The 16,292-nt window shown below is 61.3% G+C and carries 18 protein-coding genes and 1 tRNA gene; 11 read left to right on the top strand and 8 right to left on the bottom strand.

Features of this window, described 5'->3' with window-relative positions; genetic code table 11:
• The first annotated feature begins 19 nt into the window (after nucleotides 1-19).
• The 5 genes from ctaD (at nucleotide 20) to AC1D1B_RS22535 (ending at nucleotide 4,310) form a co-directional block, all read left to right on the top strand.
• The gene (gene ctaD, locus AC1D1B_RS22555; RefSeq protein WP_477265418.1) at nucleotides 20-1,789 is read left to right on the top strand and encodes a cytochrome c oxidase subunit I; all 1,770 of its coding nucleotides are present in this window, start codon (nucleotides 20-22) and stop codon (nucleotides 1,787-1,789) included.
• Entirely contained in the window at nucleotides 1,786-2,490 is a 705-nt protein-coding gene (locus AC1D1B_RS22550; protein ID WP_477334589.1) for a cytochrome c oxidase subunit 3, read from the top strand. The genes ctaD and AC1D1B_RS22550 overlap by 4 nt, the downstream gene beginning before the upstream one ends.
• A 13-nt stretch (nucleotides 2,491-2,503) precedes the next feature.
• Nucleotides 2,504-3,226 carry a heme-copper oxidase subunit III family protein gene (locus AC1D1B_RS22545; protein ID WP_181056108.1) on the top strand — a complete coding sequence of 241 codons (723 nt, stop codon included), beginning with the start codon at nucleotides 2,504-2,506 and terminating at the stop codon, nucleotides 3,224-3,226.
• Nucleotides 3,227-3,235: 9 nt separating this feature from the next.
• Nucleotides 3,236-3,640, top strand: coding sequence for a cytochrome C oxidase subunit IV family protein (locus AC1D1B_RS22540; RefSeq protein ID WP_477265424.1), 405 nt, complete (start codon nucleotides 3,236-3,238; stop codon nucleotides 3,638-3,640).
• A gap of 196 nt (nucleotides 3,641-3,836) precedes the next feature.
• Entirely contained in the window at nucleotides 3,837-4,310 is a 474-nt protein-coding gene (locus AC1D1B_RS22535; protein WP_436260332.1) for an aminoacyl-tRNA deacylase, read from the top strand.
• A gap of 54 nt (nucleotides 4,311-4,364) precedes the next feature.
• Here AC1D1B_RS22535 and AC1D1B_RS22530 read toward each other — a convergent pair whose 3' ends face one another.
• From AC1D1B_RS22530 to tig, 4 genes are all read right to left on the bottom strand, one after another.
• Nucleotides 4,365-5,177, bottom strand: coding sequence for a DUF2189 domain-containing protein (locus AC1D1B_RS22530; protein WP_477334588.1), 813 nt, complete (start codon nucleotides 5,175-5,177; stop codon nucleotides 4,365-4,367).
• A gap of 375 nt (nucleotides 5,178-5,552) precedes the next feature.
• Nucleotides 5,553-6,485 (bottom strand): heme o synthase, encoded by a 933-nt coding sequence (locus AC1D1B_RS22525; protein ID WP_477334587.1) that lies wholly within the window; start codon nucleotides 6,483-6,485, stop codon nucleotides 5,553-5,555.
• Between the two features lie 52 nt (nucleotides 6,486-6,537).
• A complete protein-coding gene (locus tag AC1D1B_RS22520) occupies nucleotides 6,538-6,918 on the bottom strand; it encodes a c-type cytochrome (RefSeq protein WP_477334586.1) in 381 nt (126 codons plus the stop codon).
• A gap of 389 nt (nucleotides 6,919-7,307) precedes the next feature.
• Entirely contained in the window at nucleotides 7,308-8,783 is a 1,476-nt protein-coding gene (tig, locus tag AC1D1B_RS22515) for a trigger factor (RefSeq protein ID WP_477334585.1), read from the bottom strand.
• Nucleotides 8,784-9,123: 340 nt separating this feature from the next.
• On the opposite strand from tig, the gene AC1D1B_RS22510 reads away from it, so the two are divergent.
• Nucleotides 9,124-9,206: transfer RNA gene (locus AC1D1B_RS22510), tRNA-Leu, on the top strand.
• A 100-nt stretch (nucleotides 9,207-9,306) separates the two neighbouring features.
• On the opposite strand, the gene AC1D1B_RS22505 is transcribed toward AC1D1B_RS22510, so the two are convergent.
• From AC1D1B_RS22505 to AC1D1B_RS22495, 3 genes are all read right to left on the bottom strand, one after another.
• Nucleotides 9,307-10,755, bottom strand: coding sequence for an aromatic amino acid lyase (locus AC1D1B_RS22505; RefSeq protein WP_477334584.1), 1,449 nt, complete (start codon nucleotides 10,753-10,755; stop codon nucleotides 9,307-9,309).
• A gap of 88 nt (nucleotides 10,756-10,843) precedes the next feature.
• On the bottom strand, nucleotides 10,844-11,425 hold the full coding sequence (locus AC1D1B_RS22500; protein WP_477334583.1) for a GDYXXLXY domain-containing protein: 582 nt from the start codon (nucleotides 11,423-11,425) through the stop codon (nucleotides 10,844-10,846).
• Nucleotides 11,422-12,534 (bottom strand): DUF2157 domain-containing protein, encoded by a 1,113-nt coding sequence (locus tag AC1D1B_RS22495; protein ID WP_477334582.1) that lies wholly within the window; start codon nucleotides 12,532-12,534, stop codon nucleotides 11,422-11,424. The genes AC1D1B_RS22500 and AC1D1B_RS22495 overlap by 4 nt, the downstream gene beginning before the upstream one ends.
• A gap of 235 nt (nucleotides 12,535-12,769) precedes the next feature.
• Between AC1D1B_RS22495 and AC1D1B_RS22490 the strand changes: the two genes are divergently transcribed.
• Together AC1D1B_RS22490 and AC1D1B_RS22485 are read left to right on the top strand one after the other, a co-directional pair.
• Nucleotides 12,770-12,910, top strand: a complete 141-nt coding sequence (locus tag AC1D1B_RS22490; RefSeq protein WP_091596947.1) for a DUF1127 domain-containing protein — start codon at nucleotides 12,770-12,772, stop codon at nucleotides 12,908-12,910.
• Between the two features lie 51 nt (nucleotides 12,911-12,961).
• Nucleotides 12,962-13,105, top strand: a complete 144-nt coding sequence (locus tag AC1D1B_RS22485) for a DUF1127 domain-containing protein (protein WP_142865062.1) — start codon at nucleotides 12,962-12,964, stop codon at nucleotides 13,103-13,105.
• A gap of 347 nt (nucleotides 13,106-13,452) precedes the next feature.
• Here the strand turns inward: AC1D1B_RS22485 and AC1D1B_RS22480 are convergent, their stop codons facing one another.
• Complete coding sequence (locus AC1D1B_RS22480) at nucleotides 13,453-14,352, bottom strand: LysR family transcriptional regulator (protein ID WP_477334581.1); 900 nt, start codon at nucleotides 14,350-14,352, stop codon at nucleotides 13,453-13,455.
• A gap of 135 nt (nucleotides 14,353-14,487) precedes the next feature.
• Between AC1D1B_RS22480 and AC1D1B_RS22475 the strand changes: the two genes are divergently transcribed.
• The 3 genes from AC1D1B_RS22475 (at nucleotide 14,488) to AC1D1B_RS22465 (ending at nucleotide 16,251) form a co-directional block, all read left to right on the top strand.
• Complete coding sequence (locus AC1D1B_RS22475; RefSeq protein ID WP_477334580.1) at nucleotides 14,488-14,967, top strand: carboxymuconolactone decarboxylase family protein; 480 nt, start codon at nucleotides 14,488-14,490, stop codon at nucleotides 14,965-14,967.
• A gap of 41 nt (nucleotides 14,968-15,008) precedes the next feature.
• Nucleotides 15,009-15,761: an SDR family oxidoreductase gene (locus tag AC1D1B_RS22470; RefSeq protein WP_477334579.1), complete on the top strand. Its 753-nt coding sequence runs from the start codon at nucleotides 15,009-15,011 to the stop codon at nucleotides 15,759-15,761.
• A 61-nt stretch (nucleotides 15,762-15,822) separates the two neighbouring features.
• Nucleotides 15,823-16,251 (top strand): cupin domain-containing protein, encoded by a 429-nt coding sequence (locus tag AC1D1B_RS22465; RefSeq protein WP_477334578.1) that lies wholly within the window; start codon nucleotides 15,823-15,825, stop codon nucleotides 16,249-16,251.
• Nucleotides 16,252-16,292: the final 41 nt, after the last annotated feature.

Here is a 16,292-nt window from a genome sequence, read left to right as displayed (position 1 = left end):
GCACGGAGGTGCTCCGCCTATGGTCGATGTCACGCCTGCAGATGCCGTCCCGCCCGCCGAAGTCGCGGAAATGGAACTCTACCATCCGCACAGCTGGTGGACGAAGTATGTCTTCTCGCAGGACGCCAAGGTCATCGCGATCCAGTATGCGGGGACCGCAACGGCCATCGGCCTGGTCGCCCTGGTCTTGTCCTGGCTGATGCGCCTGCAACTCGGCTTCCCCGGCACGTTCGACTTCATCACCCCGGAAGCCTACTACCAGTTCATCACCATGCACGGCATGATCATGGTGATCTACCTGCTCACGGCACTCTTCCTCGGCGGCTTCGGCAACTACCTAATCCCGCTGATGGTCGGTGCCCGCGACATGGTCTTTCCCTATGTCAACATGCTGAGCTACTGGATCTACCTGCTTGCCGTGCTGGTTCTGGTGTCGAGTTTCTTTGCGCCCGGCGGACCGACGGGCGCCGGCTGGACGCTCTACCCGCCACAAGCCATCACCAGCGGCACGCCAGGCGGCCAGGACTGGGGCATCATCCTGATGCTCGTCTCGCTGATCCTGTTCATCATCGGCTTCACCATGGGCGGCCTGAACTATGTCGTGACGGTGCTGCAGGCCCGCACGCGCGGCATGACAATGATGCGCCTGCCGTTGACCGTCTGGGGCATTTTCACCGCGACCGTCATGGCGCTGCTCGCCTTTCCGGCGCTGTTCGTCGCCTGCGTAATGATGCTGCTTGACCGGGTGCTCGGCACCTCCTTCTTCATGCCGGCAATCGCCGAGATGGGCGAGCAACTGCCGCACAATGGCGGCAGCCCGATCCTGTTCCAGCACCTGTTCTGGTTCTTCGGCCATCCCGAAGTCTACATCGTGGCGCTACCGGCCTTCGGCATCGTGTCCGACCTGATCAGCACCCATGCGCGCAAGAATATCTTCGGCTATCGGATGATGGTCTGGGCCATCGTTGGCATCGGCGCGCTCAGCTTCGTGGTCTGGGCACATCATATGTATGTCAGCGGCATGGATCCCTATTTCGGCTTCTTCTTCGCCACCACGACATTGATCATCGCCGTTCCGACCGCCATCAAGGTTTATAATTGGGTGCTGACCTTATGGCGTGGCGACATCCATCTCACCATACCGATGCTGTTTGCCCTGGCCTTCATCGTCACCTTCGTCAATGGCGGGCTGACCGGCTTGTTTCTCGGCAACGTCGTCGTCGACGTTCCGCTGTCGGACACGATGTTCGTCGTCGCCCACTTCCATATGGTCATGGGTGTCGCCCCGATCGTCGTTGTTTTCGGCGCGATCTACCATTGGTACCCGAAGGTCACCGGCCGGATGCTCAACGAGACGCTGGGCCGGTTCCATTTCTGGGTCACGTTCCTCGGCGCCTACCTGATCTTCTTCCCCATGCACTACCTCGGTCTGATGGGCGTGCCGCGGCGTTACGCCGAACTGACCGACATGACTGTGATGACGGAGTCGGCCCACCACCTGAACTCGTTTATCAGCATCATGGCGTTCATCGTCGGCTTTGCCCAGATGGTGTTCCTGTTCAATCTGATCTGGAGCATCCGCCACGGCCGCGAGGCCGGTGGCAATCCATGGCGGGCCACCACGCTCGAATGGCAGACGCCGCAGACACCACCGGCGCACGGCAATTTCGGCAAGGACCTGCCGATCGTCTATCGCTGGGCCTATGACTACAGCGTGCCGGGCGCCAAGGAGGACTTCATTCCGCAAAACATGCCGGGCACCTTTGGCCCCTCCAGGGAGCCGGCATGAGCGTCATCCTGGTCTTCCTGCTCGTGATCGCCGGCTTTGCCGGCTGGTGGCTGTCCCATCAGCGGCTGATGGCCAAGCCATGGCTCGAGCAAGGTGCGGCGGGAGATTTTGTTGCCTTCGACCGGTCGGGCCTGCCGACCGCCAAGATCGGCCTCGGTGTCTTCCTCGCCGTCGTCGGCTGCCTGTTCGCGCTGTTCACCAGCGCCTACTTCATGCGTATGGCGCTGTCGGACTGGCAGCCGCTGCCAATGCCCCGCCTGCTCTGGCTCAACACCGGCATGCTGGTGTTGAGCAGCATCGCGCTGCAATGCGCCTCCGTCGCGGCGCGCAAGCGCCAGATGGACACGGTCAGGCTCGGCCTTGCCGCGGCTGGGCTCACCGCGATCGCCTTCCTCATCGGGCAGCTCATGGCATGGCGGGACCTGACCGCCGATGGTTATTTTCTGGCCTCCAATCCGGCCAACAGTTTTTTCTACCTGATAACCGGCATGCACGGCCTGCACATAGTCGGAGGGCTGGTGGGCCTGAGCAGGACAACCGCCGGCGCCTGGAACGGCGCACGGCCGGAACGGCTTCGCCTCGGCGTCGAATTGTGCGCCATGTACTGGCATTTCCTGCTTTTCGTCTGGCTCGCCATCTTCGCCCTTTTGGCTGGCTGGGCCGCGACGTTCATCGATATTTGCCGGCAGTTGCTGACCTAGGAGCTCGAGGAGCATGGCAGAAACGACACTGACGCATACCGGCCAAACGGAGTCGCGGCCCGCAGGCTGGCAAGGCATCGCCGCCGACTGGTCCTCGGATCAGCGCGCGTTCAAGAACGTGTCCTGGGGCAAGGCCATGATGTGGATCTTCCTGCTCAGCGACACCTTCATCTTTGGCTGCTTCCTGCTCTCCTATATGACCGCGCGCGTCTCCACGCGCGTGCCGTGGCCCAATCCGAGCGAGGTCTTTGCGCTTCGCATCGGCGGTTCGGATATTCCACTGATCCTGATCGCCATCATGACCTTCGTGCTAATATCGAGCAGCGGAACGATGGCGATGGCCGTCAATTTCGGCTATCGCCGCGACCGCCGCAAAACGGCAATCCTCATGCTTCTGACGGCAGCGCTAGGCGCCACCTTCGTCGGCATGCAGGCCTTCGAATGGACCAAGCTGATCACCGAAGGGGTACGGCCGTGGGGCAATCCCTGGGGCGCGGCACAATTCGGTTCGACTTTCTTCATGATCACCGGCTTCCACGGCACGCATGTGACGATCGGGGTGATCTTCCTCATCATCGTGGCGCGAAAGGTCTGGCGTGGAGACTACGACGTCGGACGTCCCGGCTTCTTCACCAGCCGCAGGGGTCGCTACGAGAACGTCGAAATCATGGGACTCTACTGGCATTTCGTCGATCTGGTCTGGGTGTTCATTTTCGCATTTTTCTATCTTTGGTGAGAGGCTGACATGGCTGAAGCAACCGCAAACGGGCTTGGGCAACACGCACTTCACGCTGCCCATGCGCATGACGCGCCAGCGACCGGCGTCGCCCAGGCGGAGGTTCATCAGGAACACCCGATCAAGCTCTATATGGTGGTCTGGGCATGGCTGTTCATACTCAGCACCTGCTCCTATCTGGTCGATTACTTCGGCCTCCACGGCTATCTCAGATGGTCGCTGATCCTGATCTTCATGATCCTCAAGGCGGGGCTGATCGTCGCCGTGTTCATGCACATGGCCTGGGAGCGGCTGGCGCTGGCCTATGCGATCATCCTGCCGCCGGTTCTGATACTGGTGTTCGTGGCGATGATGCTGTTCGAAGCGGATTACACGCTTCTCACCCGGATGTCGTTTTTCGGGCCCGGGCCCTGACGCACAGTCCGGATTTGAGGCTTCGCCCGCGGCATTTCCAGTCAGGAACCGCAGGATCCTGACTGCGGTCCGGGTCGAGTTGCTGCTGCCTTGAAACAAGCGGCGGCTGATCCATCTTGCTATTATCGGAAACGATCGGAGGAGAATGATTGCCTTCGTTTCCAATGCGCCGCGAACTCCAGCAGGGAGGCCGAAGATGACGATCGCAAACAGACTGAAGGACTACATTGACGGGAGAGGAATCTCCTACGACACCGTCGCCCATCATCGCACATCGACGAGCAGGCAGTCCGCCATTGCCGCGCATGTGCCCGGCAGCATGATGGCCAAATCGGTGGTCGTTCACCACGAACTCGGTTATGCGCTGGCCGTGGTCCCAAGCACGCACAGAATCGAGCTCGGTACACTGCAGGACGTCATGGACAGGCGTCTTGGACTCGCCTCCGAAGACGAGGTGGTCTCACTCTTCGGCGATTGTGACACCGGCGCCATTCCACCGATCGGCGCGGCCTACGATGTCCCGGTGATCCTCGACGACAGCCTCGGCGAAGCCGCCGACATCTATTTCGAGGGCGGCGACCACAGGACGCTGGTGCATGTGAGCGGCAAGGATTTCCGCAACCTGACCATGGACGCACGTCACGCCCGCTTCAGCCACGCTGCCTACTGAAAAAATCAACCGTCTGCACCGGCACTCTCGCCGGTGCAGCCCAGCCGGATATCGTCAACTCGTCGGCCTGACCGGCGGTTCCACAACCTTGCGGTAGACATGCCAGGTGGCGTGACCGAGGATCGGCAGCACCACCGCCAGCCCGGCAAACACCGGCAGCGAGCCGATGATCAGGGCGACGGCGACAATCAGTCCCCAGACGGCCATGGGGATCGGGTTTGCCAGCACCGCTCGCACCGAGGTGTGGATGGCTTCGTAGGCGCCGACATCGCGGTCGAGCAACAATGGGAAGGCGACGACCGTCGTGCACAACACCACCACGGCGAAGACGAAGCCGATGGCGTGCCCCAGGATAATCAGAGACCAACCGCGTCCGGTGGCAAATATTTCATTGATGAAGCCGGATATCGATTCCGGCGGAGCCGGGCCGAAGAGATATTGGTAGAACACCTGCGCCGTCAAAAGCCAAGCGATGAAGATTGCAACCAGCATGATCCCGACCGCCGCGATGGCTGGCAGGGCCGGAGAGTTCCTGACCTCGAAAGCGTGTCGCCAGGAGGTGTCGAGCCCGGCTTCTCGTCTGCGGCTGATCTCATAAAGGCCGATCGCTGCGAATGGACCGATCAGCGCAAAGCCGGACACCAGCGGAAACAACAACGGCAGCGCATTGGCGCCCGAAGTCCAGGCAGCGAGCACGACGCCGACAAGCGGATAGATCAGGCAGAGAAAAACGATGTGCGACGGTTTGACCATGAAATCGTCAACACCGCCCTTGAGCGCATCGAAAAGATCGGAAACACCGATTTTTCGAATTTTGGTGTGTTCCAGCGTTTCGCTGGCGCCTGCAATCACGTGAAAACTTGTCATGCCGTTCCTCCAGACCAGGTCCGGTAAGGTCGCGGTTTCACGGTGCTGCCGTTCTGCATGACTGGCCACGCAAAACCGCGACCTGCACCGCAATCAACATACTCCATTGCCTGGAACTTGTCGCCCTTTTGTCACAAGGGCTCGGAAGGCCATACGCTGGCTCTTGAGGCCTTTCTTCGATATCCTCTCCAATCGAAGGTGAGGTCATGGACGGAAAAACAATTCTGCTGCTCGGCCTCGGCGTCGTCGCTCTACTGATCCTGGGATTCTGTGCTCTACCATCGTGAGCCGATCCTGGCGTGCAAGGTTTTCGGTGCAGCGATCACCGACCTGCCGTCTCGACCGGCGAGGGTTCCGAGAACAGCGGTAAAGCTGTCAACCTCCGGCTGACATGAACGCGCGCATCGCGATGGTGTCGGCAAGCAGTACGGCAAAGATCGCGAAAAGATAGAAAATCGAATAGGCAAACAGCGCCTTTGCCGGCTTCATCTCCTTGTCGGGGACGACCAGAGCCTTCCAGGCGTGCCAGATGAAGCCCACGCCCAATGCAGCCGAAACGATCCCATAGACCCCGCTCGTGAATCCGAACGCCCAGGGCAGCACGCCGATTGGTGCCAGGAGCAGTGAATAGGCGAAGATCTGCCTTCTGGTCGAGGCCTGGCCGGCCACGTTCGGCATCATCGGGACGCCGGCAGCAGCGTAGTCGCCAGCCTTGAACAGCGCGAGCGCCCAGAAATGCGGCGGCGTCCACAGGAAAATGATCAGGAACAGGATGAGGCTTTCAATGCCGATGGCGCCAGTGGCCGCCGCCCAGCCAATCATCGGAGGAAGGGCACCCGCCGCGCCGCCGATGACGATGTTCTGCGGCGTCGAGCGCTTCAGCCACATCGTATAGATGACGACGTAGAAAAAGATGGTGAAGGCCAGCAGAGACGCAGCAAGCCAGCCCACCAGCACGCCGAGCGTCATGACCGAAAGCGCGGAAAGCACCAGGCCGAAGCCGAGAGCTTCGCCGGGAGCGACGCGGCCTGACGGAACCGGCCGCTTTGACGTGCGCGACATTAGCGCGTCGATGTCCGCGTCGTACCACATGTTGAGCGCTCCGGCCGCTCCCGCTCCAACCGCAATCGCGCCTATTGCGATCACGGCAATGACCGGGTTCATCGCGCCGGGCGCCACCATCAGACCGACGAAAGCGGTAAAGACTGCAAGCGCCATGACCCGCGGTTTCAAGAGCGCAAAGAAATCACCGGTCGTCGCTTCCGAGAGGCGGACGCTGGTATCCTTGAGGCTTTCCTTGACCGACATTTGAGACGACCATCGATGGAAAACGGGTAGCCTAGCCGGCCGAAGAGCCAGGCTACTGGGAAAATTGCTTCAGATAGGCAATGACGTTGGCGACGTCCTCGTCCTTCTTGAGGCCGGGAAACGTCATTTTCGTCCCTTTCACCATGGCCTTGGGATCGTGAAGGTACGTCGTCAGCGTCGGTTCATCCCATTTGACGCCGGATGCGCCGGCGGCGATCATGGCCTCGGAGTATTTGAAATCCGGATGCGTGCCGGCCGTCCGGCCGATAACGCCGTGCAACGAAGGACCGATCTTGTTCGTGTCTACGTCTGCGACGTGGCAGACCTTGCATTTGGTGAAGACCTTCTCGCCCGCCGCAGCATCCTGTGCCCGCGATGGATTGGCGATGAAGGTTGCAACAGACACGACGGCGAAAAACGCAACCAAGCGCATGGCATTTCCTCCCTGATCGTCAAATTTGCCTGAGACGATTTGCGCATGCCGATACCGTCAGCATGCGCCTTGCACGGCAGAACAGAGTCTCCGCTTTCTCCCCCAAATTGAATTGCGGCACCTGTCTACCACAGAATCTGGCCGGCAGGTAGAACAGGTCGACCGTACAAAGGTTTAGAGCAATTCCAGGAAAAGTGTGAAGCGGTTTTCCCGGGAAAAGCGCGTAGCGCTTTCCCTTGGGAATTGCGTAAGAACAAATACATAGAGCGGTTCGCCGTTTCCATGAAACGGTGAAACGCTCTAGGTGGTCCGCGGTGGCTCAAGGCACATCCGCCACAACGAAAAAGGCCGCCTCAAGGGTGGCCTTTTCTGATCTTGTCTTCAGGCGCTTATTCGGCGTCCTTGGCGGCCTTCTTCTTCGGCGCGGCCTTCTTCTTGGACTCTTCCGCGTCGTCGGCCTTTTCAGCCTTGTCGGCCTTCTTGGCAGCAGCCTTCTTCGCCGGCTTGGCCTTGGCCGTATCGGCCTCTTCGTCGTCAGCCATCAGCTCTTCCTTGCTGACCTTGACGTCGGTGACCGAGATCTGGCTGAGCAGATGGTCGACGACCTTCTCCTCGAACATCGGCGCGCGCAACGTGTTCAACGCTTCCGGATTGCTGCGGTAGAACTCGAAGGCTTCCTGCTGCTGGTTGGCCGGGTAGCGGCGCACCTGCTCGAACAGGCCGCGCTGCAATTCCTCGTCCGAAACGGTGACGCCGGCCTTCTCGCCGATCTCGGCCAGAACCAGGCCGAGACGCACGCGGCGCTCGGCAAGGCGCAGATATTCGGCGCGTGCCTCTTCTTCCGTCGTCTCTTCATCGGCGAAGGTACGGCCGGCGGCTTCGAGATCGCGGTTGACCTGGGTCCAGATGTTGTTGAACTCGGCGTCTACGAGCTTCGACGGCGCTTCGAACGAATAGGCCGCGTCAAGCTGGTCGAGCAGCTGGCGCTTGACCTTCTGGCGCGTCATCGAACCGAACTGGTTCTCGATCTGGCCACGCACCACGTCGCGCAGGCGCTCCAGCGATTCCAGCCCGAGATTCTTGGCCATCTCGTCATTGATGTCCAGCGCGCCGGGCTTGGACACTTCCTTGACGGTGACGTCGAAGGTGGCTTCCTTGCCGGCCAGATGTGCTGCCTGGTAGTTTTCCGGGAAGGTGACCGTGACCTGCTTTTCGTCGCCGGCCTTGGAGCCGACGAGCTGGTCCTCAAAACCCGGGATGAATTCCTTGGAACCCAGAACCAGCGGCTGGTCGGTGCCGGCGCCGCCAGAGAAGGCCTCGCCGTCGATCTTGCCGAGATAGTCGATCGAAACGCGGTCGCCTTCGGCGGCCTTGCCGGTCTTCGGCTCGAAGCTGCGCGCCGATTCGGCGACGCGCTGGACCTGCTCGTCGATCTCGCTGTCCGGCACTTCGAACACCTGGCGCGTCACCTTGATGTCGGAGAAATCCTTGATCTCGATCGCCGGGATGATCTCGTAGTTGAGGCGGAATTCGAAGTCGGCGCCGCCGGCCAGGATCTTCTCGGCCTCTTTCTCGTCCTCGGTCATGATCACTTCGGGCTGCATGGCGGCTTTTTCGCCGCGGCCGGTGATGATCGAACGGGTCGAATCGTTGAGGATCTCGTTGACCACTTCGGCCATGAACGACTTGCCATAAACCTTGCGGAGGTGCTGGACCGGCACCTTGCCCGGACGGAAGCCGTTGATGCGGACCTTGTCGCGGGCATCGGACAGCCGCGCCATAAGCTTGGCTTCCATATCACCGGCCGGCACGGTGATCTTGATCTCGCGCTTGAGACCGGAGTTGAGCGTTTCGGTGACCTGCATCGTAAAACCTTTATCTTCACCAAAGAGACTGCCACGGCGCTTTGCCGTTCACAGCCTGCCGGTACAATCTTGCCGGGAATGGCTTTTGGTACGGAACCTGGCGATTTGACCGAAATTACGGCCCAAACTCTTCCAAACTGCGTTCCAAGATGTGAATAAGTTCTTGTTTTTCCTACTTCTTATCACATTCTGCAGAAGCGGATCGGCGCGTCCCGTCACATTTGACACGCCTTTTGTCACAGGCGAGGCTAATTTTCAACCATCTTCGCGTTGCAGCGAATTGATGCCATTTTCGCCCCGACATTGACAGAATGATGGCTACATGGGATTGCCGGGCCACGCGGGTATGGCGGAATTGGTAGACGCACCAGATTTAGGTTCTGGCGTGAAAGCGTGGGGGTTCGAGTCCCTCTACCCGCACCACCCTTCGCTCTTTCGAGCTTCGGGTGGCGGGCCACCCTGAAGCTTGAGAGACTGAAGGGTGTCCTCCGAAGCCTTGGCGAAGGAGGACTGGCGCGACGCCCTACACTTCAAACACCTGGCCGGTGAACCACTCGCTCAATTTTGCCAGCTCCGGTCCCAGCACCCGGTCGGCATCGACCGGCGGGACGATCTTCCTGATATCGGCCACGAACGACTGCAGCGCCGGCGGCGCGGCGCGTTCAGTCACGTGCAGCGCCTGCGAGGCGATCATGGCCAGCATCGCCATTGCCGCGTCGAGGCAGCGGCCGGCGGTTGCTTCCTTGGTCCAGGCGAAGAATGCCGTGGTGGCGACATCATCCTGGCCCGCACCAGCCGATTCCGTTCCCGGAATGAAGGTGCGTTGCGCCGCAAGCTTGGCCTGTTCGAGATAGCCGGTGATTGCCATCGGGACATAGCCGACATTGCCGTGGCCGTCGCTGTCGGCCCAATGCCGCCCGGTCATCAACAGGTCCGGCAGCAGCGACACCTTGCCGTTCAGCAGCTTGGACGCATGGCGGTCGCAGAGCAGGCAGAGATCGGCCCAGATCGCCGCCAGATCATCAAGCGCCGGCGTCGCCATGGCATTATGATAGCCGCCGGTGGAGATGCAGCGTCCCAGCGGGTGCGCATCGTCGGGCGGGATATAGACCGGATTGTCGGAGATCGAAGCCAGCGAAACAGTCGCAGCCTGCTCCGCATTCGCCAGCGCGCGATGCGCGTGGCCGAGCACGCGCGGCACGATGCGGTAGCTGACCGGCGCCTGATAGTTGCGCCGCCCGTCGCCTGCGCCGACCAGAAACTGCCGCAACCCGCGCAAGGCCGTCGCTTCGTGTTCGTCGCCCCAGAGCCCGTCGAGCGCGGCATCATAATGTTCGAGCGGCGCACGAAACGCCTCGATCGACAGCGCAAACACCTTGTGCGCCATGTCGACGCGTCGGCGCGCCGCCAGAGCCGCGTCGGCGACCAGGGCTGCCGCACAAGGCGAGCCGTTGATCAGCGAACCCCGCTCCTTCACTTCGAGATCGAAGCCAGCGGTAAGCTCGGCAAACAGCGGATAGAGCGCCAGTATCTCGCCGGCGCCGCCCTGCCCCTGCGACGGCACCACCGGCATCGAGCCGCCGTCGAGCATCGCGGCAACCGCCCGCGCGATACGCGGCGTGGTGGCGGCATTGCCTTCGATGAAATTGGTGAGACGGGCCAGCACGATTGCCCTGACCACGCGCTCGGGCAGCGGCTCGCCGAAGGATGTGGCGGCGGCATATGCCTTGATGCGCGCATGGCGGTCGCGCTCGTCACGTTCGAGCTTTCGGCTCGCCAGCTCGCCCATGGCGGTGGTGACGCCATAGATGACGGGCGGCGGATCGGATTCGATGAGTTTGAGGAATGAAGCGCGGCATTCGGCAATGCGTTGCAAGGCCTTGTCGCCGATTTCGATCGTGTCGTTTTTCCAGGCGACACAAAACACAGAGTCGAGATTGATGTCTTCGCGCGTCGTCAGCGTAATCGTCATGGTTCTTCGCCCGGACCTTGTTGCATGCGGGCGAAGCGATCGATCTTTGCCGAAACCCATGCCCTGAAATGAATTCCAGTCGTCAATTCTAGTAGAGCGGTTCCTCGAACATTGTCTTGTCGCCGTCCATCAGCGCCTTGATCTGCGCCTCGCCATTGGCGGTGAGCGCAATGCGCACCCCGAATGGCCGCACCCGCATGTCGTTCTGGATCGCCATGCCCTGGCCCTCCGGCAGGTAGAAGCGGTCGATGCCGTATTGCGGCGCGATCGTGGATTCGGGGTCAAGCGTCCAGCCCGGCGCGACCTGGCCGACAATATCGGCTTCGTCGGCGGCTGCCGGCGTCGGCGCCTTGCCGAACCAGGCCGTGGTCGCATGCCAGTAGCCGTCGGCGCCCGGCTTCAGCCGAACCACGATCGGCATGTTGTCGCTGGTGGTCTGGCCGGCCGCAATGTTGGCGATCAGTTTCACCGGCAAGCGCGATATCTCGTAGCCGAGGATGATATAATCGCCGCGCAGCAGATCACGCGGGTCGACCGGCTCGATCTTCAGCAAGACTTCCTTGCCGTTTTGCAGGATTGCGGCGCGGCCGGCGATGATCCAGCTCAGGAAGCCGATCTGGACGAGCGCCAGGACCAGCGCCGAGATGACAAGTTTCTTTCCCGATATCATGCTGCCGCTCCTTCCGGGGCCTTCATGCGCTTTTCCACGCGGATGATGACAAGGGCCAGAATGCCGAACAGCACCGCTGCGGCGAGGAAGAAGCCGGCCGTGTCGAGCATCGACTGCAAGGTCACCACGTAGATGATGGCGAGTTCGAAGGCAAAGCCGGCATAGGCGACCCAGCGCAGCCCCCTGCTCTCGCGCCCGCCCAGCATGATAGCCGCGACAATGCCGGCCAGTGCCACGACCGAAGCGATGGCAAAGCCGCCATTGAAGGTGCTATGATCGCCAAGCTCGAGCTGGATCATGGCCAGGCCGGTCAGAAAGCCGATCAAAGCGTGCAAGGGCAGCCGCCCGCCGAGCTGCAAAATCCTGTCGACCGGCTCGGCGGCGAAGATCGCGACCGCAAACAGCAACGCCGACACCACGACCAGCGGGATGGCCAGCAGCAGCGTGTTGTGATCCATGCCGCGCACCGCGATATAGAAAATGACCGAGAGCAGGATCAGGTGGCGGGCCGGCTGGCTACGCGTCCAGAACGAGACGACAAACAGCGCCGGCGCCATGATGACGAAGAAATTCGGGAATTCGGTGCGGTTGTAGAAGTCGAACTCGCGCACGAACAGCCAGGCAATCGATATGCCGACCGCAGCGACGGTCAGCGGGTTCGAGCGCAACGCCACCGCGGCAAGCGCCGTGCCGATGCCCCAGGTGACGATGGCCGAGGCCTCGTCGCCCGTGAGATGGTACATCTGGCCGATCAGGGCGATCGACCCGCCGAAGGCCGCGGCGGCCACGATCCACAGCGCCTCGCCGATCGCCGCCTGGTCGCGCATCTTCAAGAGTGCGCCGCCGACATAGCCAGCAAGAATGACGGCAAACAGCGCCGCGACGCGCACCAGCCGCGGGATGGCGTCCCAGTTGGAAGCGACGAACAACAGGATCGCGGCGCCAAACAGCAGCGCCGCCATCATCGCCAGGATGGTGCCGAAGCTCAGCGATTTACGTTCGTTTGCCTCGATGTCGCGCGTCAGCGCACCGGCCGTCGGCGCATCGATCAGGCCGGCCTGCAGCCACCGCCCGATATCGGCCCTCGCCCGTGACGAATAGCTCGCCATGCCGCGTCTCCCCCAGTTTGGTCTTTCTGACAGCCGATCGGGTCAAATTATTGACGCTACGGCATTTTCCGATTCGGGTTTCTTTATGCCCAAGCCGTGAACGGGCGTTAATGTTGCATTGCACAATTTGCATTGCTGCCATGCGTCAATGGCACTTTTAAATCGATATAGTCCCACCTATTTTCCATTCGTACACAAACGGAATGATCCGAAGAAAGACGAAACGAGTACTACCATGAACCTGATCCGCAACTACCGCAACTGGCGCCGCTACCGGGACACCGTCTCCGAGCTGAGCCGCCTGTCGACCCGTGAACTGACCGACCTCGGCATCAGCCGCAGCGACATCCACTACGTCGCCCGCAAGGCGGTCTAATCCCCTTCGGATCGCAAATGGTCCGAACCTGTTTTGAAAAAGAGAACGACAATGAACCTGATCCGCAACTATCGTAACTGGCGCGTTTATCGCGACACGGTTACCGAGCTGGGTCGCCTTTCAAACCGCCAGCTCCATGATCTCGGTATCGTCCGCGACGAGATCAAGATCATCGCCCGCAAGGCGACGATCTAAGTAAGAATTTCGCCAGGGTCGACCTCCTCCCCGACCCTGGCGGATACGGTCAGCCTTCACCTCCTCCCGAGGGTTGACCACCAAAACGGCGCCCGCCGCACCTCCTCCCGCGGCGGGCGTTGTTTCCGAAGCGAACGTAGTTCGTCTTCCAGGGATTTCGCCTCCCTAGATCCGGCGAAAGGAATTTCGTCAAAGCCGACCTCCTCCCCGGCGATGACGAATACGGCCGATCCCCACCTCCTCCCGAGGATCGGCCCCCAAAACGACACCCGCCGCACCTCCTCCCGCGGCGGGTGTTGTTGTTTCTAGGGCAGGTTTTCAGCTGAGTACGCCGTCGACCAAGGCGCCTAGGCCGCCATGAGAGCATCGTCGCGGACAGACTGGACAAGAAAGTCGAGCACCGTCGTCACGCGCAACGGCATGTTCTTGCGCGACGGGTAGACGACGTTGATCGGCAGCCGCGTCGGCGGAAAATCCGGCATCACCTTGACCAGCCTGCCTTTCTCGATGTCCGGCCCGGCCAGGATATGGGACAGCACCGCAAGCCCTGCTCCCGCCAGCGTTGCCCGATGGACGGCCATTGAATTGTTGGCGACCAGGCGAGGCTCAACCCGCAGAACAACATCATCCGCCCCGTCGGAGAACGACCATGACCGGCCATCGCCGGCACGGCTGTAACAAATGCAGCGATGATCCCTGATGTCTTGCGGTGCTCGCGGTGTATCCCGCCCTTCGAGATAGCATGGCGAGGCCACCAGAAAGGCCGTCGTCCAGCCGATCCGGCGGCACATCAGGCTGCTGTCGCCGACCGGCCCGAGGCGTACCTCGAGATCGATGGCATCAGCGACGAGATCTGACGGTTCCTCCCGCAAGATCAGGTCGACGGCGAGAGATGGATGGCTCTCCAGCAGCCTTGCAAGGCGGTCGCCGATAAACAACCCGAGCGGCGTGGGCAGGCTAAGCCGCACTTTTCCCGACACGGTTGCGCCTTCGGCTCCACTCACTTCGCCCAGCGCGTCCACCGCCTCCACCACGCGCAGCGCCATCGGTAGCATCTGTTCGCCCTCCACCGTCAAGGCAAGCGCGCTCGTCGTGCGATGCAAAAGGCGCGTCTTCAGATGCGCTTCCAGCGCCGAGACCTGCCGGGATACGGCCGGCTGCGTCAGGTTGAGGTCGATCGCGGCCGCGGAGAAGGACCTTGTCTGCGCCACCCGCAGGAACGTTCGCAACGCCGATACGACGTCCATCCTCAACCTCATTACCTTTCGACATATGCCTTATGTCCGCATCCTAGGCGGTAGGCGCTTTACTGTCCAGCTATTATGGATATTAATTGTCCTTAAGGACACAACATATCCTCAAATCCGTCAGAAGGACAAGCCATGACATCGCGCCTGAACGCCGCCCAACAATCGCCCGAGCTGTTCAAGAAGCTTTCCGACCTCAGCATGGCCGAGGCGCACAGCGCTATCGAAGAGAAGATCCGCGATCTCGTCCACATCAGGGCATCGCAGATCAATGGCTGCGCCTTCTGCCTCGACATGCATGTCAAGGAAGCAAAGATCCATGGCGAGAGCGAACTGCGGCTCTACCATGTCGCTGTCTGGCGGGAATCGACCCTGTTCATTCCGCGTGAGCGCGCCGCCCTTGCCTGGACGGAAGCCGTCACCAAACTCCCCGAAGGCGGCATTCCCGACGACCTCTATGAGCGTGTGCGCGGGCAGCTTTCGGAAAAGGAAATCTCCGACCTGACCTTCTCGATCATGGCCATCAACGCCTGGAACCGCGTCAGTGTTGCCTTCAAGGCCGTGCCCGGCTCCGCGGACAAGTTCTACGGCCTCGACAAGGCCGGCCTGAACTAACGCGTTCCCAGAGGCAACCCATCCCGCAAACGGAGAGCATCATGAAAATCGTCATCATCGGTGGCACCGGCCTCATCGGCACCAAAACCACCGAACGCCTGCGCAAGCAAAGCCACGAGGTGATCGCCGCCGCCCCGAATACCGGCGTCAACACCATCACCGGTGAGGGCCTGATAGAGGCGCTGGCCGGCGCCAAGGTCGTGATCGATCTCGCCAACTCACCCTCCTTCGAGGACAAGGCCGCCATGGATTTCTTCACGATTTCCGGCCGCAATCTGCTCGCGGCAGGCAAGGCTGCCGGGGTCAAGCACCATATCGCGCTCTCGGTTGTCGGAACCGAACGCCTGCAGGACTGCGGCTATTTCCGCGCCAAACTCGTCCAGGAACAGCTGATCAAGGCGTCCGGCATTCCCTACACAATCGTTCATTCCACGCAGTTCATGGAATTCCTCGCCGGCATCGCCAAGTCGGGCACAGTCGGCGAAGCCGTGCATCTGTCGCCGGCCTATGTGCAGCCTATCGCATCCGACGACGTCGCCGACTTCATGGCCGGTGTCGCGCTCGCCGCGCCGATCAACGGCATGATCGAGATTTCGGGTCCGGAGCGCGTGCGGATGAGCGAACTCGTCACCCGCTACCTCAAGGCTGTCGGCGATCCCCGCAAGGTCGTGGCCGATCCCGAGGCGCTCTATTTCGGCGCGCGGCTGAACGACAATTCGCTCGTCTCCGACAACAATCCTCGCCTTGGCCACGTCACCTTCGAGCAGTGGTTCGCCACCGCGGCGCGGAAATGACCGTCGCGCTGCGCCTCAGCCCAGGCGCAGCACACTGCTCACCCCCAAAAGGAGTTTCGAAATGATCAAATCAATCGTCGCTGCCCTCATCGTGACGGCCGCTGTGGCTGGCCCGGCCGGAGCCACAGATACCCATCCCGCTGGCGAAAAAGCTGCCAAGGTCACCCTCGTCTATGAGCATGAACTGCCGAATGCGCCGGGCAAGAGCATCAAGGGCATCCTCGTCGAATACGGCCCCGGCGGCTACTCGGAGGCCCACACCCATCCGAGCTCGGCCTTCATCTATGCGACGGTTCTGGAAGGCTCCATCCGCAGCCAGGTCAATGACGATCCGGCCAAGATCTACAAGGCCGGCGAGAGCTTTTCGGAGATGCCGGGCGATCGCCACAGCGTGAGCGAGAACGGCAGCAAGACGAAGCCCGCAAAACTGCTGGCCGTCTTCGTCGTCGATACCGCTCAGAAGGAATTGACCTATCCGGTCACGAAATAGGCCGAAGAGGCCGGGCGCCTCCAGACGCCCGGCCTTGCTCG

Source organism: Mesorhizobium sp. P2_C5_2, from assembly GCF_056404535.1.
Note: the sequence above shows the minus strand (reverse complement) of the source record. Positions and strands in the feature narration are given on the sequence as shown.